This window comes from Microbacterium neimengense, assembly GCF_054782995.1.
In genome coordinates this window covers 1,514,032-1,531,999 of sequence record NZ_BAAGRK010000003.1, presented here as the reverse complement: position 1 = coordinate 1,531,999, position 17,968 = coordinate 1,514,032, and the positions used below count along the sequence as shown (strand labels likewise).

Annotated in this window: 17 protein-coding genes; 6 read left to right on the top strand and 11 right to left on the bottom strand. The window is 70.3% G+C overall.

The features are described 5' to 3' along the window. Positions 1–58: 58 nt before the first annotated feature. From ACYVJS_RS10110 to ACYVJS_RS10085, 6 genes are all read right to left on the bottom strand, one after another. On the bottom strand, positions 59–1,549 hold the full coding sequence (locus ACYVJS_RS10110) for a hypothetical protein (protein ID WP_460739811.1): 1,491 nt from the start codon (positions 1,547–1,549) through the stop codon (positions 59–61). Beyond that, the gene (locus ACYVJS_RS10105) at positions 1,546–2,226 is read right to left on the bottom strand and encodes an ABC transporter ATP-binding protein (protein WP_460739810.1); all 681 of its coding nucleotides are present in this window, start codon (positions 2,224–2,226) and stop codon (positions 1,546–1,548) included. Before ACYVJS_RS10105 ends, ACYVJS_RS10110 begins: the two co-directional genes overlap by 4 nt. 73 nt (positions 2,227–2,299) lie before the next feature. Next, positions 2,300–2,740, bottom strand: coding sequence for a GNAT family N-acetyltransferase (locus ACYVJS_RS10100; protein ID WP_460739809.1), 441 nt, complete (start codon positions 2,738–2,740; stop codon positions 2,300–2,302). An 84-nt stretch (positions 2,741–2,824) separates the two neighbouring features. Then, positions 2,825–4,234, bottom strand: a complete 1,410-nt coding sequence (locus ACYVJS_RS10095; protein WP_460739808.1) for a glutamate decarboxylase — start codon at positions 4,232–4,234, stop codon at positions 2,825–2,827. 68 nt (positions 4,235–4,302) lie between these two features. Next, on the bottom strand, positions 4,303–5,046 hold the full coding sequence (locus ACYVJS_RS10090) for a response regulator (RefSeq protein WP_460739807.1): 744 nt from the start codon (positions 5,044–5,046) through the stop codon (positions 4,303–4,305). Continuing rightward, positions 5,043–6,311, bottom strand: coding sequence for an ATP-binding protein (locus tag ACYVJS_RS10085; protein ID WP_460739806.1), 1,269 nt, complete (start codon positions 6,309–6,311; stop codon positions 5,043–5,045). Before ACYVJS_RS10085 ends, ACYVJS_RS10090 begins: the two co-directional genes overlap by 4 nt. A gap of 143 nt (positions 6,312–6,454) precedes the next feature. Between ACYVJS_RS10085 and ACYVJS_RS10080 the strand changes: the two genes are divergently transcribed. Genes ACYVJS_RS10080 through ACYVJS_RS10070 form a run of 3 tightly spaced genes read left to right on the top strand, consistent with a single transcriptional unit; the run spans position 6,455 to position 9,607 of the window. Continuing rightward, positions 6,455–7,477, top strand: coding sequence for a tripartite tricarboxylate transporter substrate binding protein (locus tag ACYVJS_RS10080; protein ID WP_460739805.1), 1,023 nt, complete (start codon positions 6,455–6,457; stop codon positions 7,475–7,477). After that, positions 7,474–8,064, top strand: a complete 591-nt coding sequence (locus ACYVJS_RS10075; protein ID WP_460739804.1) for a tripartite tricarboxylate transporter TctB family protein — start codon at positions 7,474–7,476, stop codon at positions 8,062–8,064. The genes ACYVJS_RS10080 and ACYVJS_RS10075 overlap by 4 nt, the downstream gene beginning before the upstream one ends. Before the next feature lies 1 nt (position 8,065). Continuing rightward, positions 8,066–9,607 carry a tripartite tricarboxylate transporter permease gene (locus ACYVJS_RS10070; protein ID WP_460739803.1) on the top strand — a complete coding sequence of 514 codons (1,542 nt, stop codon included), beginning with the start codon at positions 8,066–8,068 and terminating at the stop codon, positions 9,605–9,607. Here ACYVJS_RS10070 and ACYVJS_RS10065 read toward each other — a convergent pair. The 4 genes from ACYVJS_RS10065 to ACYVJS_RS10050 all read right to left on the bottom strand — a co-directional run bounded on the left by ACYVJS_RS10065 (position 9,573) and on the right by ACYVJS_RS10050 (position 14,112). Then, positions 9,573–11,285: a LuxR C-terminal-related transcriptional regulator gene (locus tag ACYVJS_RS10065; protein WP_460739802.1), complete on the bottom strand. Its 1,713-nt coding sequence runs from the start codon at positions 11,283–11,285 to the stop codon at positions 9,573–9,575. The genes ACYVJS_RS10070 and ACYVJS_RS10065 overlap by 35 nt on opposite strands. A gap of 101 nt (positions 11,286–11,386) precedes the next feature. Next, a complete protein-coding gene (locus ACYVJS_RS10060; protein ID WP_460739801.1) occupies positions 11,387–11,914 on the bottom strand; it encodes a hypothetical protein in 528 nt (175 codons plus the stop codon). 83 nt (positions 11,915–11,997) lie between these two features. After that, complete coding sequence (locus tag ACYVJS_RS10055) at positions 11,998–12,894, bottom strand: DUF808 domain-containing protein (protein ID WP_460739800.1); 897 nt, start codon at positions 12,892–12,894, stop codon at positions 11,998–12,000. A 117-nt stretch (positions 12,895–13,011) separates the two neighbouring features. Beyond that, the gene (locus tag ACYVJS_RS10050) at positions 13,012–14,112 is read right to left on the bottom strand and encodes a LacI family DNA-binding transcriptional regulator (protein ID WP_460739799.1); all 1,101 of its coding nucleotides are present in this window, start codon (positions 14,110–14,112) and stop codon (positions 13,012–13,014) included. A gap of 226 nt (positions 14,113–14,338) precedes the next feature. Between ACYVJS_RS10050 and ACYVJS_RS10045 the strand changes: the two genes are divergently transcribed. The 3 genes from ACYVJS_RS10045 to ACYVJS_RS10035 are packed head-to-tail and all read left to right on the top strand — an operon-like array spanning position 14,339 to position 17,293. Next, the gene (locus tag ACYVJS_RS10045; RefSeq protein WP_460739798.1) at positions 14,339–15,265 is read left to right on the top strand and encodes a carbohydrate ABC transporter permease; all 927 of its coding nucleotides are present in this window, start codon (positions 14,339–14,341) and stop codon (positions 15,263–15,265) included. Further along, complete coding sequence (locus ACYVJS_RS10040) at positions 15,265–16,155, top strand: carbohydrate ABC transporter permease (protein ID WP_460739797.1); 891 nt, start codon at positions 15,265–15,267, stop codon at positions 16,153–16,155. Before ACYVJS_RS10045 ends, ACYVJS_RS10040 begins: the two co-directional genes overlap by 1 nt. 49 nt (positions 16,156–16,204) lie before the next feature. Continuing rightward, a complete protein-coding gene (locus tag ACYVJS_RS10035) occupies positions 16,205–17,293 on the top strand; it encodes a glycoside hydrolase family 130 protein (RefSeq protein WP_460739796.1) in 1,089 nt (362 codons plus the stop codon). 82 nt (positions 17,294–17,375) lie between these two features. On the opposite strand, the gene ACYVJS_RS10030 is transcribed toward ACYVJS_RS10035, so the two are convergent. Next, a complete protein-coding gene (locus ACYVJS_RS10030; RefSeq protein WP_460739795.1) occupies positions 17,376–17,828 on the bottom strand; it encodes a hypothetical protein in 453 nt (150 codons plus the stop codon). Positions 17,829–17,968: the final 140 nt, after the last annotated feature.

Here is a 17,968-nt window from a genome sequence, read left to right as displayed (position 1 = left end):
CATCCGATCATGTGCTCGCTCGATGACAGAGTGCTCGCTCGCCGGGCACGCGGCCCGTTCAGCGCCGGCCGCGCCAGCGCGCTGCGATCATGACGGCGATCACACCCGCCAGTGCGCAGGTCGCCATCGGGGCCGCGGGAAGGAGCACGATCGCCGCTCCGGACGCCGCGGCCAGCACGGCCGCATCCAGCGCCCACACGAGCCGCACGCCCGCCATCGGATCACCCATCGGCGTCGATACCGGGGCGAGCAGCGCCACCGGCATCGGGCCCTTCAGCGCGCCCGCCAGGCGAAGAGCGAGCGTCATCAGCACCAGGAGCGCTACCGCCAGGACGGCCACCGCCCCCATCGCCGAGACCGCCGCGGCGAGCCCGGCGGCGAGCGTCGCAAGGGCGATCGCGGCCACGAGCGGGAACAGCGCGTGGAGCGCGACGAGCGACGCGTCCGTCACCCCGTACAGCGGCACATCGCCCGCGGCGCTCGCGGCGTGACGGATCCCGTCGGTCACCGGGCCGAGGCCCGCGAAGGAGAGCAGCCCGGCGACAGCGCCGAGCACGAGCGCCGGCGTGCCGGGTACGACCGCGAGCACCGCCGCGACGCCGGCGAGCGTCAACGCCGCCGCGCCCAGGATGAGGCGCAGCGGCGTGCGCAGCGCACCGACCGCATCCCGGCGCAGGATGACCGCCCACGGCCGACCGCGCGCACCGACGGCGCCCAGGCGTCGGGCGTACGCGGGACGGGCGCGGTAGACGTCCGCGGCCTGTCCGAGATCCAGTCCGACGATCGATGTCTGCGCCGCATCCGCGCGTGCCGCCTGCGCGAGCAGCTCGTCCGTCCGCAGCCGGTCCAGCAGCCACGGCACCAGCGCCGAGAGCGCAAGCGCGAGAGCCGCCAGGGGGACGAGACCGCTCGTCGCCTCGCGGAGGGGGTAGGCCGCGGCGACCCAGCCCATCGGCGTCACGGTGCTCGCCGCGGGAACGGCGGCCGCCAGCACCCCGAGACCGAGCACGAGCGCCGCCGCCGGGAGGGCGAGGCGCGGCAGCGCCTGCCCGAGCAGCCAGGCGCAGAGGGTGACCACTCCCCCCAGAGCACCGGCCGTGGCGAAGCCAATGGCGGCGTCCGCCGAGGCTACGCCGTTCACGGCGAGGCTCCCGCCCGCCAGCACCGCCGGGACGGTCCACAGAACGATCGAGAAGATCCCCGCGGTCAGCACCGGACCCAGGAAGGCTCGCGAGCGGGGAAGGGCGCTGGCACCCAGGGCGTACGTGAGCGCGGACGGCCGGAGCGCCGGGCCGCGAGAAGGCCCCCACGCGAGCGCGGCCGCCCAGACCACCGACGTCATCAGCGCGATCACGCGGGGAGCGCGCGGGTCTGCGAACAGCGCGACCCCGTCGGGAGCCGCCGCACTCAGCCAGACCGCTCGCACGAGCGGCGCCACCGCGACGAGGGCGACCATCGCGAGCAGGTACACCGCGAAGGCTCGCTCGCCGCCGCTCCTTGCACCCCGCTGCCGCCAGAGGGCGACGGCGGTGCGCACACTGCCGCTCACGCGACGCGCTCCAGGTGCACCGACTCGTCGGCGACGAGCTCCGCCAGCCGTGGATGGTGCGTCGCGACCACGAGGGTGGCTCCCGCGTCGCGTCGCGTCCGCAAGGCCTGGATGACCGCATCCACATGGTCGGGGTCGAGGCGCTGCTCGGGCTCGTCGAGGATCAGCACCTCGGAGGGACGCACGAGTACGAGCGCGAGGCCGAAGAGCTGCGCCTGCCCCGAGGACAGCTCATGGGGGAACCGCTCGTGCAGCGTCTGCAATCCGAGCTCGCTGAGCACCGAGCGCGCACGGGCATCGGCCTCCTCCGGCGTGAACCACGTCACCGCGACGAGTCGGACGTGCTCGAGCACCGTGAGATCGGGCGCGAACGGCGGCAGCCCGATCATCGCCGCGACGCGTCGTCGATAGGCGCGATCGCGCTGCGAGACGGCAGCGCCGGCGATGCGCGCGGATCCCGTCGACGGCGCTTGCATCCCGGCCAGGACGCGCAAGAGCGTCGTCTTCCCGGATCCGTTGCCTCCCCGCACGGCCAGCGCCCTGCCCGCGTCCACACGCCGGGTGATCGTGTCGAGCAGCGTGACATCACCGGAGACGACGCGCACGGCATCGAGCTCGATCATGCGAGGTCGGGGCGCCGGCCGCACAGCGGTCGGCCCCGCTGTCGAAGAACCCATGCGGCAACCCTATAGATCGATCATGTCCTGCCGTCGGTGCCGAACTGAGCGGAACGCGGCGCCGCCGAGTGCCTCAACGACCGGTCGGTCGCACCCACCGCCGCCACTCGGGCTGTGCGCTGAATCCGGCTGTCGCCCAGAACGACTGTCCGAGTCCGTTCTGCTCGAGCACCATCGCGTCGAGTCGCACAGCACCCAGGGCCGCGAGGCGAGCCTCCGCGCGACGAAGCAACTCGGCGGCGATCCCCCGGCCGCGCAGATCGGGGCGGATGGCGAGGCGATAGAGGTGCGCGCGCCAGCCGTCCCAGCCCGAGATGAGCGTGCCGACCACGCCGTCGTCGTACACCGCCAGGTCGAGCGCGTCCACATCCCGCTCGAGCAGCGCCGCCAGCATCGCGATGTCGTCGGCCGGTCGGGCTTCGTTCTCGGCCGCCTCCGCCCAGAAGGCCAGGATTGCGGAGAGGTCATCCCCGCGTGCGGCACGGAAGACGATGCGGTCGAGGTCGGCGCTCACCCGCCGAGCGTAACCTTGCCGCGCTGGCTCCGGCGCCTGGGTCCAGGAACGGAGGGAGCGTCCTCCCGGGAGCGTACGCCCGGCTCAGTGGTGGAAACCTGAGCCCGTCGTGCGCTCGCGCGGCAGAGGGGCATCCAGCCGATCGAGGAAGTCCACCTCGGCGCGGAGGTCGGCGATGAGCGAGGCCGCGAGATCCCGGCTGAGCCCGACCTTCACCACGATGCGCTGCAGCACCGTGTCGCTCATGTCGTCGGCCATCGGATAGGCCGGCACGAGCCACCCCTTCATCCGTAAGCGGTCCGCCAGATCGTAGAGATTCCAGATGTCCGTGTGGCCGGCCTTCAGCGTCCAGGCGAAGACCGGGATGGTGTCTCCGCGACTCACGAGTTCGAAGGGTCCCATGCGCTCGATCTCGCCCGAGAGGAACTGCGCCACGTCGAGCGAGTTCTGCTGCACGGCCCGATAGCCCTCTCGTCCGAGGCGGAGGAACTGGTAGTACTGCAGCAGCACCTGCGCGCCCGGCCTGGAGAAGTTGAGCGCGAGGGTGGGCATGTCGCCGCCGAGATAGCTGACATGAAAGACCAGGCTCTCCGGCAGCACCCCCGGATCCCGCCACACGACCCAGCCGACGCCGGGGTATACGAGCCCGTACTTGTGCCCCGAGGTGCTGATCGAGTTGACGCGGGCGATGCGGAAGTCCCAGTCCAGCTCGGGCTGGCAGAAGGGGGCGATCATGGCGCCGGATGCGCCGTCGACATGGATGCGGACGTCGAACCCGGTGTCGGCCTCGATCTCGTCGAGCTTCGCCGCGATGGCGGCGACCGGGTCGTAGAGTCCCGTGAACGTCCGTCCGAGCACCGCGACGACGCCGATCGTGTTCTCATCGACGTACTGCTCCAGGCCCTCTCCGTCCAGCACGAGGTGATCCGGGGTGACCGGCACGTACCGCGGTTCGATCTCCCAGTAGTTGCAGAACTTCTCCCACACCACCTGAACGGCAGCGGACATGACGAGGTTGGGCCGATCGGTCGGCTTCCCGTCGGCCCTGCGACGCTCCTGCCACAGCCGCTTCAGGGCGAGCCCGCCCAGCATGCAGGCCTCCGACGAGCCGATCGTCGAGGTGCCGATCGTCTCGGCGGCGTCCGGTGCGTTCCAGAGGTCTGCCAGCATCCGCCAGCACCGCTCTTCGATCTCGGCGGTCGCGGGGTACTCGTCCTTGTCGATCATGTTCTTGTCGAAGGCCTCGCGGTAAAGCCGTTGCCCGTGATCGTCCATCCACGTCGTGACGAAGGTGGCGAGGTTCAGGCGCGAGTTGCCGTCGAGGATCGCCTCGTCGTGCACGATCTGGTACGCCGTCTCGGGCAGGCTCGGTCCTGCGGGGAGCCGATAGCGGTCGAACTCCGCGGCCTCCCCCGGACGCACGAACACGGGATTGATACTCAGCCGGCTCTCGCTTCCGGCGGGCGGGCGGTGGGGACCTCGACGAGCGTTCATTGCTGCCTCCGGGGCGTTGTTCGCGTGCGCCCACACAATCACGACTCGCCCGTCCAGAGCGAGGGGTCTCAGCGGGCCGTCGCGCCCGCGGCGTGAGACGGCGCGAGCCGGTAGAGGACCTCGGGACGACCCCGCTTGCCGTAGCGGTGGGCGCGGTCGACGAGCCCGAGCTCGACGAGATGCGTCAGGTAACGGTGCGCCGTCGCACGCGACAGATCGCACGTGTCGGCGACCTCGGCGCCCGAGCGCGCGATGACGGGATCGAGCGCCGCCGCCACCCGATCGAGAGTGGGCTGCGCCAGCCCCTTCGGCAACGCGGGGGCAGCAGCGGACGCCGCTGCAATGCGCTCCCCGGTACGGATGCCTCCCGTCGTCAGCAGTCTGTCGATCTCCCCCTGGCTCATCGGGCGTTCGCGCGCATCCTCCAGCGCCTGCTGACGACGCATTCGATACTGCTCGAGCTGTGCGCGCAGCGCCGACTCGGTGAACGGTTTGATCAGGTACCCCACCACATGCGCCGCGAGCGCCTGCCTCACGGTCGTCTGGTCTTGCGAGGAGCTGATGACCAGCACGTCCACCGCCGAGCCGCCGATCGTGCGGAGGCGGTGCAGCACCTCGACGCCGCTGATGTCGGGCAGCCGCATGTCGAGCAGGATGAGGTCGACCGCGTCGAGCTCGAAGCCCAGAGCCTCCCGTCCGCTCGCCGCGGTGCCGACGACTGTGAAGCCGCTCGTCGCGGCGACGAAGCCGCTGTGCAGCGCGCGGGCCCCCCTGTCGTCGTCGACGACCAGCACCCGGATGTTGCCGTTCACGCGCGCCGCTCCATCTCGAAGGAGAACCGGGCGCCGCCCAGCGTGGAGGTGCCCACCTCGATCGCGCCCCCGCGCGAGGTGACGAGCCGGCGTACTAGATCGAGCCCGATGCCTCGTCCGCTGCCCGTGGCGTCCGGCTTCGAAGAGAACCCGAGGGCGAAGATCCGCGTCGCCTGACGCGGGTCCACACCGGGACCGTCGTCGTCGACCGCGCCGACGAGCAGGTCGCCGCGCTCGCGCAGGGTGCAGCGGATGCGGGTGGCCCCCGCCTCCGCGGCGTTGCGGCAGAGGTTGGTGAGCACGGTGACGACCTCGTCATCGATGTCGCGCTCGACGGCGATGTCGAATTCGACCTGAGCACCGTGGGCGAGGACGTCGGAACGCACGGCGTGGACGGCGGCATCGCGCAGCGGCATCCCCGCATCCCGTTCATCGTGCCGAGCACCCGAGACGGGCACGATGTCTTCGATGTAAGAGAGCGCCTCGTCGGCGTCGCCGCGGGAGACGAGCCCGTGGACGACGTGAAGGCGTGTCGTGAACTCGTGGGACTGCTCGCGCAGCGCCGCGGTCGTGCGCCCCATCTGCGCGTGCTCGATCGCCAGCTCGTCGAGGCGGCGGAAGCGGCGCTCGACCGCCGCCGTCAGCGCGGAGCTGGCGAGCGTCGCGACGATGAGCGCACCCACGGCCCAGGGCAGCAGTGCCCCCAGGGCCTGCTCGCGTTCCGCGGCGATGTCCGATTCGAGCACCCCGACCGCGACCATCCCCACCACGCGCTCCCCGTCGACGACCGGCACCTTCGCGCGCAGCGACGGCCCCGACGGGCCCGTCTCGGTGCCGAGGAAAGGCGTGCCCGCGAGCACCGAGGCGTTCGTGGTCGACACCTGCACGCCGCGCTCAGACGCGAGCGGATGCGTGATGCGCACCCCCTCGTCATCGGTCACGACGACGTAGTACACACCCGCGGCCCGCGCCACCAGCTCCGCGATCGGCTGCAGGGCGGCCGTCGCAGGGGCGAGGTCCGAGGCGTCCGCGAGGTCTCCGGGCGCGCCGGCGTCGGAGACGGATGCGACGGTCTGCCGCACCTCGCTCAGAGCGGCGAGGCTCGTCGCCACCTCTTGGACGCGCTGCGCCGTCGCGTCACGGATGCGGGTCTCCTGCAGCGACAGAGCCACCGCCGTCGTGAGCCCGAGGGCCGCGACGGTGACGACGGAGGGCAGCACGAGCATGGCGAGCCGGACGGCGCGCTGCCGGTGCCCGAACGCCATCGTGCTCGCTTCCTCGCCCTACGGCTCCGTCGCCGCGTGCGTGTTTATGGGAACAAATCGGCGCGAACGGCCTCGCCGGCTCGCGCGCTGCCATCCTAGGTCGATCTCGCGGAGACGACGATGTCCGCGCGAATGGAGCAATGATGACCACCCCCTCGGATGAGTCCGCCCGCCGGACCAAGACCACCACCAGGACCGTGATCGGCCGCGTGATCGGCGGCGTCGTGACCGCCGCCGCCGTCGGCGTCGCCGCGTTCGGTTCGATCAGCTCGGCCGCCAGCGGGCAGGAGATCAACGCCTCGATGACCATCGTCGCCCCGGCGGCCGCCGGCGGCGGCTGGGACGGCGTCGCGCGCGAGCTGCAACAGGCGCAGAAGGCGAACGGCCTCGTGAACAACGTGCAGGTTGTGAACATGCCGGGCGCCGGCGGCACGATCGCCCTCGGCAACGTGTCCGTGCTGAACGGTCAGGCGAACAATCTGCTCGTCGGCGGCACGGGCCTGCTGGCCGCCACCATCCAGTTCAACTCCGCCGCGACCCTCGCCGACGTCACGCCGCTGGCCGTCATCGTCGAGGAGTACGACGTCATCGTCGTACCCGCCGACTCTCCGTATGAGAGCCTCGACGATCTCGTCGCGGCGTGGCAGGAGAATCCCAAGGCGCTGCCGTGGACAGGCGGCGGCTCGTTCGATCAGCTCGTCGTGACCGACCTCGCCCTCGCCGCCGGGATCGACCCGGTGAACACGACCTACATCTCGTCCGACGGCGGCGGCGAGGCGATCCAGGCGCTTCTCAACGGCACCGCCAAGGCCGCGGCCGGCGGATACCCCGACAACATCGACCAGATCGAGGCCGGACGCCTCCGCGCGCTCGCCCTCGTGGCCAAAGAGCCCGTGGACGGGATCGACATCCCCACCGCGGCCGAACAGGGCTACGACATCTCCCTCACCAACTGGCGCATGCTCGCGGCGCCCGCAGGGCTCACGGACGACGAGGTGGATCAGCTCACGCAACTCATCCTCGACTCCGTCGAGACACCGCAATGGCAGGACGCCGTCGAGCGGTACCGCTGGACCGAGCGCGTCATCACCGGAGACGAGCTCACCGGGTTCCTCGACGACGAGGAGTCCCGCATCCGTACGCTCTACGAGGAGATGGGCCTGTGACCTTCCCCGCAAATCCCACAGCCACCTCCGCCGTCCTCGGCGAGCGCCTGCGACTCGTCTCCGGCCCCGGCATCGCAGCGCTGCTGAAGGGCCTCACCATGCCCCTCATCGTCGCGGCCTTCGCGACGTACCTGCTGATCGGCATCCTCACCATGCGGGTGCCGGAGGGTGCCGCCTTCCCCGGGCCGCAGTTCTTCCCCGGCATCGTCACCGCCGGCCTCTACGTGTTCGCCGTCTCGCTCGCGATCACGGCGGTGCGGGAGATCCGGGCCATGCCGGACCCGCTCACGGCGGAGCTGCTGGCGGCCGAGGCCGACGACGACGCACCGCCGCCGCGCCCGGTGCGGGTGGACGTGCGCTCGCTGGCATGGGTGATCGTCTCCTTCTTCGCCTTCGCGCTGCTGCTGGATCTGCTGGGCTGGATCATCGCGGCGACCCTGCTCTTCTGGTGCATCGCCCGGGGATTCGGGGCATCGAAGCCCATCCAGATGCTGGCGGTCGGCGCGACCCTCAGCTCGCTCGCCTACATCGGATTCGACATGCTGCTCGGGATGCCCCTCCCGTCCGGCATCCTCGGGGGGTTCTGACATGGATGCTCTGCAACTTCTGGCCCAGGGCTTCGCGGGTGCCTTCACCCCGGAGAACCTGCTGTGGGTGCTCGTCGGCTGCCTTCTGGGAACGGCCGTGGGCGTCCTGCCCGGCCTCGGCTCCTCGATGGCCGTCGCTCTGCTGCTGCCCATCACGTTCTCGCTCGATCCCACTGCAGCGTTCATCATGTTCGCGGGCGTCTACTTCGGCGGCCTGTTCGGCGACTCGACGATGGGCATCCTCATGAACACGCCGGGGCAGGCATCGGCCATCGCCTCCACGTTCGAGGGTCACAAGATGGCACTGAACGGCCGGGCCGCCCAAGCCCTGGCCACCGCCGCCATCGGCGCCTTCATCGGCGGGTTCATCGCGTCGATCGTCGTGGTGTTCCTGGCCCCCGCCCTCGCGGACTTCTCGAGCCGGTTCGGCCCGGCGGAGTTCTTCGCCCTCGCCGTCTTCGCGTTCGCCGCAACCTCGTCCGTCGTCACCGACAACGTCATCAAGGGGCTGACGTCGCTGTTCATCGGCCTCGGCATCGCCGTGATCGGTATCGACGGGGTGTCGGGAGCGCCGCGCTTCACGATGGAGTCGCCGCAGCTGTTCGACGGCGTCTCGCTGGTCACCGTGACGGTCGCCATCCTGGCGCTCGGCGAGGTGATCTTCGTCGCCTGCCTCGCGCGTCACGACACCGCGAAGAAGATCATCACGCCCACCGGTCGGCCGTGGCTGAGCCGGAAGGAACTGAAGGAGGCGACGCCGGCGTGGCTGCGCGGCACCGCGATCGGTCTGCCGTTCGGCGTCGTGCCGGCCGGCGGATCCGAGATCCCGACCTTCCTCGCCTACGGGCTGGAGAAGCGGCTGGATGCCCGACGCAAGAAGCCGCAGTTCGGGCGAGGGGCGATCCGCGGTCTCGCAGCCCCCGAGGCTGCGGGCAACGCGACCACGGGAATGGCGATGGGCGCCCTGCTCGCGCTGGGCCTGCCGATCTCCGCGACGGCCGCGATCATGCTGGCGGCGTTCCGTCAGTACGGCCTGCAGCCCGGCCCGCTGCTGTTCGACCGCGCCCCCGAGCTCGTCTGGGCGCTGCTGGCGAGCTTCTTCATCGCGATGGTCGTGCTCCTGATCCTCAACCTGCCGTTCGCGATGCTGTGGGCCAAGCTGCTGCTGATCCCCCGGCCCTACCTGTACGCGGGCATCACCGTCTTCTGCGCGCTGGGCATCTACGCCACCTCCGGATCGACGTTCGACCTGCTCATGCTGCTCGGCATCGGCGTTCTGGGGTTCCTGATGCGGGCGATGGACTTCCCGCTCGCGCCGTTGATCATCGGGATGGTGCTGGGCCCGCTGGCCGAGACGAGCCTGCGGGATGCGGCGATGAGCGCGAACGGTGACTTCTCGGTGCTGGTGCACAGCCCGATCACCGTCACGCTCTACGTGCTGCTGGCCGCGGTCCTCGTGTTCTCGGTGCGCGGACGCATCGTGGCCCGCCGTCGGGCGCGCCGCGAGGTCACCGAGACGGAGAAGGAGTCGGTCGTCCGGTGAGGTCGGCCGGCTCCGGCGCCACCGGCTCGAAGGCGACCGTCGCCAGGCCCGCTCGGGACGGGAGTCCGAGCCGGTGCAGGGCCTCGGCGAGGTGGTGCTCGACGGTCTTCACGCTGAGCCCGACGGATGCGGCGATCTCGGCGTTGCGGCTTCCCGCCGCGGCGAGCGCCGCGACCTGGCGCTGACGCGGGCTCAGCTGCGCCAGGTCGAGCCCGCGCCGTGGGCCGAGGAGGGCGGCCGCGCGACCACGCGTCGGCGCTCCCGTGATCCGCAGGATGTCCTCGACGTGGCTCTGGACGGTGCGCGGCGAGAGGTAGAGCACCTGCGCGATGGCGGCGTTCGTGTTCCCTTCGACCAGAAGCACCGCCACCTCGCGCTGCTTCTCGGTCATGACGGCGAGATCGCCCCGCGCTCCGCCGACCCGCGCGGCCAACTCCCGCCAGCGACGAGCGGCGAGCATGCGGTGGCGTTCATAGCCCACCGCATCGGCCTGCCGCGCGAGGCGCAGCAGCAGCTCCAGCGCCGCCGCGGGTTCGGCGGCGGCGAGCGCGTCCGCACGCACGAGCTCGCCGCGCAGCACCTCGGTCGCCGCTCCCGCGGCTTCATCGATGCGCACGGATGCCGCGGCCAGCGCCTCCGCATCCGCCGTCTGTCCCTGCGACAGGGCGAGCGCACCACGGGCGCGCGTGAGCGACGAGGCCGCCACGCGATGGCGGGCCAGAGCGCCGCTGCGACGCAAAAGGACGCCGGCGCGATAGGTGTCCCCCCGCGATAGCGCCGCCTCGACGAGCACCTCCGTGGCGAAGGCGCGGTCCCACACCTTGCAACGCGACAGGTCGGCGCCCGCCGCTGAGACGAGCAGCGCCGCCGCGCGCTGCAGCTGCCCGACGGCGCGCAAGCCCCAGGCCACGTAGAGCGACGAGCCCACGGAGAGATAGTTCTCGTCGCGGCGCGTGCGTGCGATCACCGCATCCGCGAGGGGGAAGAACCGGTCCCGGTCGCCGGCGACAGCGGCGCCGTAGCTCCCGATGGCCTGCAGCACCACGAGCGCCCGCGGCGGCACGATCGCCGCACTGCGGAAGAGTCCCTCCGCGATGGAGCGCACTTCGTCGCGGCGCCCGTGGAAGGCACCGCTGCGCGCGGCGAGCAACTGCAAGGCCACCGCGGCCGGGTCAGCGCGCTCGGTGTCGCGCGTCGCCACTTGCCCCGGGGCGAGCTCGGCGCCGCGGATCAGCGCGTCGGCGACATCGAAGCCCCCCGAACTGAGCGCGGCCTCGGCTAGCAAATACCTCGTCAGCAGCGACCCCTCGCCTGCCCCGGAGAGAGCTCCGGCCACGGCGGTCGCGTCTACTCCGAGACGGTGCGCATGCTCGGTGCCCACCATGGCATCTGCGGTCAGCATCGCGGATGCTGCCAGGCGCATGACGGGAGCCGCGCACCCGTCGCTCTCGTCCAGCGCGCGACGGGCGTTGGCGGCCGCATCCGGGAAGCGGCAGGCGATCACCGCGGCGATCGTGGCGGCGACCCGGAAGAGCGCGCGGTCGGCGCGGTGTGTCGCCGCTTCTGAGCGCGCCGAGGCACCGGCGAGTTCGAGGGCCGCATCCCCGCCGAAGACGCGCAGCAGGACGCCCGTGACGAATTGCCACGCTTCGGCGCTGCCGTCGACGTCGTCCCCCACGCGGTCCGCCCCTCTGCCGGTTTCGGGGGAATCGTGCCACGCAGGAGGCCTGCCGCGATACGAACCGGATGCGGAATCCGCCGAAACCCGCAGCGGACGGGTCAGAAGCGGTTCGCGATCGTCTCCCCGAGGCTCGCCCACAGACCCGGGTCGGCGCCCGATCCGCCGGGATCGATGTCGACGAGCAGCAGACCCTCGTTGCCCTTGACGACGAGGATCGTGCCGATGGAGGCATCGGCCCAGCCGCGCGTGACGCCCGGGACGGGTTGGGCGTTCGGCCCCTGCGGGTAGAGCTCAGCGGGCAGGAAGGCGTCGGCATCGCCCGTGTACTGCGCGATGGCGGAGTGCGTCTCGGCGTACGTCCACGTGCACTGCTGCAGACCCTGCTGCCCCTCGGCGGCCACCCCCTCGATCGCATCGACGCCGAGAGCTGCGGCGATATCGGCGGAGGGCACGAGCGCGCATGCGTCGCCCGTGCCCGACCCCGCCTCGGGCGCGGGCGCCGAACCCGAATCGGCGCCCGCCGTAGCCGAGCTCCCCGCTGGCTCGGCCGTGTCCGTCGCAGCCTGCGAGCAGCCGGTGAGCACCAGGGCTGCCGCGACCAAGACGAGCGGCTTGAGAGATTTCACGCCGCGATCATGACAGTCGGCGAGGCGCGCCGGTACGATCTGCGGCGCAATCCCGCCGGATCCCGCAGTGCACACCTCAGCGCTCAGTGGGCCGCATCCGCGCGGGGGCCGCGCTTCGTGAGACGTGAGATTCCGGTGACCACGGCGACGATGATGAGGCCGAGGGCAAGACCGAAGACGGCCGACAGGATCGTCTCGACGGTCCACACCACCACGGGGCCGGCCGCTTCTACGAGGTGCGTGATGGCGTGAACCAGGTGCTCGGGACCACCCCAGAGCGTCTCGGCCAGGTTGCCCACGACGAGATGACCGCCGACCCACAGCATGGCGACCGTACCGACGACGCTGATGACCCGGAAGACGGCGGGCATCGACGCGACGACGCGCACACCGAAACGGCGGATGCGGCGCGCGTCGCTCTTCATGAGACGCAGGCCGATGTCGTCGATCTTCACGAGCAGCGCCACGGCGCCGTAGACCAACGCGGTCATGGCGAGACCGATGACCAGCAGCGCGCCGAGGGTCATCCAGATGCCGAAGTCGGGATCGAGGCTCGAGAGCGCGATCAGCATGATCTCGGTGCTGAGGATCAGGTCCGTGCGGACCGCGCCGAACACGAGTTTCTTCTCGTCGCGGGGACCGTCCTCGTCGGCATCCTCGTGGTGCGCACCGAACCACTCGAGAACCTTCTCGGCACCCTCGAAGCAGAGGAAGCCGCCGCCCAGGATCAGCAGGAACGGCAGGACCCACGGCGCGAACGCGGTCAGCAGCAGCGCGATCGGGATGATGATCACGAACTTGTTGATGAGGCTGCCGAGCGCGATCTTCCACACCACCGGCAGCTCCCGAGCCGGAGTGATGCCCTGCACGTACTGCGGGGTGACGGCGGCGTCGTCGATCACGACACCGGCGGTCTTCGCGCTCGCCTTGATGGCGGCGGTCAGGATGTCATCGACGACGGCGAGCAGGCCGACCGACATACGCACTCTCCCGGATGCGAGGGCCGCAGCCGAACGGCTGCAGGGGCAGATGCCCTCAGCGAGGATATCGGCCGCGGAAGGAGCAGGATCACGGATTGCGCGAATCGCGGCGGCGGCTCACGCGCCGGCGCGCACCGGGCCCGTGCTGCCGCGCATGATGAACTCGACGGGGGGCAGGTCGATCGGAGCGGGCTCCCGCCCCTCCACGAGGGAGATGAGTACCCTGGCACTCGCCCGACCCCACTGGATGACGTCTTGCCGGACGGTAGTCAACGGGGGCACCACGTAGGGTGCGAGCGGGATGTCGTCGAAGCCGACGACGGAGAGGTCTGCAGGCACACGGAGGCCGCGATCGATCGCGGCCGACATCCCGGCGATCGCCATCAGGTCGTTCGCGTAGATGATCGCGGTGGGCGCAGCCGCCAGATCGAGCAGTTCATGGGTCGCCTTGGCTCCTGCGGCTCCGGTGAAATCTGCGACGACCGTGGGGCCCGGCTCCAGCCCGAGCTCGGCCATCTCGTCTTCCCACGCCCGGCGGCGCACCGCGGAATGGACGTACCGGTCGGAGCCGCCGACGTGGGCGATGCGCCGGTGTCCGAGCGCATGGAGGTGACGCACGGCGCGACGGACACCGGCGGCGTCGTCGAGGCCGATGGGATCCGGCCCCGCGCCGGACGGCGCGTCCGGCCCGACGAGAACGTAGGGCAGACCGAGCTCGGCCAGCTCGATGGGCCGCTGGTCCCCGATCCGCAGATCGCCGAGGAAGACCCCGTCCACTCGCGCCTCGTTGGCGAAGCTCGCATACGCCGCGCGCTCGGTCTCCTCGCTGTCGACGACCTGCAGCACGAGAGCGTAGCCCTCGCCGGACAGCGTGCTCTCGACGCCCGCGATGAACTGCGGGAAGAACGGGTCGGTGCTGAAGAGCTCCGGTTCGCGCCGGACGATGTAGCCCAGTGCCTGCGCCCGGCTGCGCGAGAGCGCCCGGGCGCGCGCATCCGGCTTCCAGTTCAGGGCCGCGGCCGCGTCGAGGATCCGGGCGCGCGCTTCCTCGCCCACACCGCCGCGGCCGTTGAAGACGAAGGAGACGGCGCTCTTTGAGACACGGGCCATCGCGGCGACGTCTCCGATCGTGGCCTTACGAGTCTCACCCTTGCGCTTGCCCCGAACGGGCGCAGCGCCGGCGCTCGCACCGCGGGGAGGGGAAGGCTCGTTCTGCACCTCAGAATCATAACGTCGTTTAGTGCGATTTAGTTGAATTCTCCCCCGCGCAACCCTCGCCATAACGCGGAATCACGCGCGATCAGATCCAGAGTTGATCTCACGAACAAAAACCGGTTTACTCGGGGGACGTGCACAGCACGCCCGCGGTCGCGATGTCGCCGAGCGCGGAGCGAGACGAGGGAGTACGCGAGATGTCGCGACCAGGGCGAGAGGCCGGACAGCAGTGACTGCGCTCATCAGCAGACGCGACGGGTCGCCGCGTCGCCGCCGGCGCCTGCAGCGCTGGCTCGGTGAGAATCCGCTCGGGATGCTGCTGAGCGCGCCGTACGTGGCCTTCGTCGTCGTGGTGTTCCTGGTGCCCTTCGGCTTCGGCATCTGGATGTCGTTCCACGACTTCTTCTTCACGGCGCCCGGGGTGCAGGTGCCGCAGCCCTTCGTCGGCTTCGACAACTTCGCGCAGGTGCTGGCCGACCCGCAGGTGCATCAGGCGTTCCTGAACCTGCTCGTCTTCCTCGTGATCAACGTGCCGTTGACCGTCGTCCTCGGCCTCCTCCTGTCGAGCGGCCTGAACGCCGTCGTGCACTGGAAGGGCTTCTTCCGCGTCGCGTACTACATCCCCTACGTGACCGCCTCGGTGGCGACCATCGCCGTCTGGATCTTCCTCTTCAACGGCAACGGAGTGGTGAACACACTGCTGGGTGAGCTCGCACCCGACCCGACCTGGCTCGCCAACCCCGCGATCATCATGCCGCTGATCGCGGTCTACGTGACCTGGAAGAACCTCGGCTTCTACATCCTGCTGTATCTCGCCGCGCTGCAGAACGTGCCGCAGGAGCAGTACGAGGCGGCTCAGCTCGACGGCGCCGGTCGCTGGCAGCGCTTCCGCTCGGTGACCCTGCCCGGGGTGGCACCGGTGACCTCGCTGGTCATCCTGTTGTCGATCATCACGACCGGGCAGATCTTCACCGAGCCGTACCTGCTCACCGGCGGCGGGCCCAACGGCGCTTCCCTCACACCCGCGCTGCTGATGTACCAGAAGGGCATCCAGCAGGGGCAGCCGGATATCGCGGCGGCGATCGGCATGATCCTCGTGCTGCTCGTGATGATCGTCTCGCTCGTGTCGCGTCGCCTCACCGAGAGGAAGAACTGATGGCCTCGATCGCTCCGCGCACCCGTCGCGCGAAGGAACAGCCTCGCTCGGTCGGCGGCTCCCGCGCCCTCGCTGCGCTGCGCTTCGTCGCGCTGGGCCTGGGCGCCCTCGCCGCGCTCGTGCCGTTCTACTACATGGTGCTCGGTGCACTGCAGCGCCAGCGCGACACGACGCTCTTCGGGCTGCTCCCCCTCCCCGGAAACCTGACGCTCGACAACTTCGTCGAGGTCAACGAGTCGATCAACCTCTTCCGCTCGCTGCTGAACTCGCTGATCATGACGGCGGGCGTCGTGGGCTGCACGCTCATCTTCGGGCTGCTCGTGGGCTATGCGCTGTCGGTGCTGCAGTTCCGCGGCCAAGGATTGGTGTTCGCCCTCGTGCTGCTCGTGCAGGCCATCCCGTTCCAGCTGCTCATGATCCCGCTCTACGTGATGGTCGTGCGCTACTTCAACCTGGCCGACAGCTACCTCGGCATGATCCTCCCGTTCGCGATCAACTCCGTCGCCGTGCTGATCTTCCGGCAGTACTTCCTGCAGATCCCGAAGGAGATCTTCGACGCCGCGCGCATCGACGGAGCAGGCGAGCTGCGGATCCTCCGCTCGATCGCCGTGCCGCTCGTGCGCCCCGCGGTGCTGACCGCGATGCTCGTCACCTTCATCGGCCCCTGGAACGAGTTCCTGTGGCCGTTCCTGGTCACCAAGGACGCCAACCTGCAGACCCTCGCGGTGAGTCTGGCGAACTTCTCGCAGTCGAACGGCTCCTTCCTCGCGAACCCGATGGGAGCGGTGCTCGCCGGTGCGTGCGTGCTCGCCGTTCCCGTCGTCGTGCTCTTCCTCGTCTTCCAGCGGCACTTCACCTCGGCGAACCTCGGTTCGGCCGTGAAGGGCTGATCGCCACGGCAGCCGCATCCCCGACCCGTCCCTCGACAAGGCAAGGCAGATGACCCAGACCGACGAACTCGAACCCGACGCCACCATCGCGTACGCACTGCGCCGGGTCGGCAACCTCATGGAAGCCGACACGAACGACCCCCATGAGGTGGAGGGCGTGCTCAACCCCGGAACGGCGTGGGGACCCGACGGCGAGCTCTACCTTTACCCGCGGATCGTCGCGACGGGCAATGTCTCACGCATCGCCCGCGCCCGCGTGGTGATCGAGGACGGCGTGCCCACGGGCGTCGAACGCCTCGGAGTGGTGCTCTCCCCCGATGAGGGCTGGGAGCACGGGCGCCAGAACGCGGGAGTCGAAGACCCTCGGATCACCTTCGTCGAGCCCCTGGGCATCCACGTGATGACGTACGTGGCGTACGGCCCGCTCGGCCCCAAGTCCGCGATCGCCGTGTCGACGGACACCGTCGACTGGCGGCGCCTCGGCCCCATCCGCTTCGCGTATCAGCCCGAGCTCGACGCGGATCTGAACCTCTACCCCAACAAGGACATCGTCTTCTTCCCCGAAGCTGTGCCGGGGCCGGACGGACGCCCGTCGCTGGCGCTGCTTCACCGCCCCATGTGGGACCTCGATTGGCTGCGACCGGGCGAGGGTGCGCGGCCTCCGGCCGGCATCACCGACGATCGCCCGTCCATCTGGATCGGCTACGTGGACCTCGACGCCGCGACGCGCGATATCGCCGCACTCACGCTGGTCGAGAACTCGTCGCAGATCGTCGCGCCCGAAGCCGCGTACGAATCGGCGAAGATCGGCGCCGGTCCCTCGCCCCTGCGTGTTCCCGAGGGCTGGCTGCTCCTGCACCACGGCGTCTCCGGTGCGACGCCGCGCGGATTCGAGCTGGCGCACGGGTCGAAGTACAGCGCAGGCGCCATCCTTCTGGATGCGGCCGATCCGCGCCGCGTGCTCGCGCGCACACCGGAGCCGTTGCTCGCGCCCGAGACCGCCGAGGAGCTCTCCGGCACGCTCGGCAATGTCGTCTTCCCCACGGCGATCGAGAAGATCGGCGAACGCTGGTTCGTGTTCTACGGCATGGCCGACTCCTCGATCGGCGTCGCCGAGTTGGAGCGCGCCGAAGGCTGAGCGCGACGGAGCGTTCGCACGGATGCGGCGGGGCTTGGGCCTCGCCGCATCCGTGTTCTCGTCGACGGCGCCGCGCGCTCGCTCAGACGGGGAGGAGCGTCAGGCAGACGCAGAGCACTGACACGAGCGACAGGAGAAGCGGCGCACCCAGCGCCACCGCGGATCCGACCTCGTCGCGTCCGTACGTTCGTCGCAACAGCGCCCGCAGGGGCACGCCGGCCCACAGCGTCACCAATGTCGCGCCACACGTCACGACTCCGACGGAGAACAGAACCGGCGAGCGGTCGAACCCGGCGACAAGGTCATCGATATCAGCACGGTAAGCCAGCGCGGCGAAGACGATCGCTTGGGTACCGAGTCCCGAGAACAGGAGGAGAAACCACGACGCCCGACTCCTCCAGAAGAAGGCCATGACGCCCAGAGCCGGCGCGATGTACTCACCGACGAATCGACCGATCGGGATGCACCAGCCGATCATGAAAGCCGCCACCGTCGAGACGATGACGAACGCCAGCACGACGTGAAAGGTCCCCATCAGGACACGTTCCCAGGAGGCATCGCATCACATCGTATGCCCACCACAGGAACCATCGACGGCGAGGTGGTCGTCCATTGCCGGTGAGCCAGAACGACGGATGGCCGGGTCCGAAGACCCGGCCATCCGCATGTGCGCTC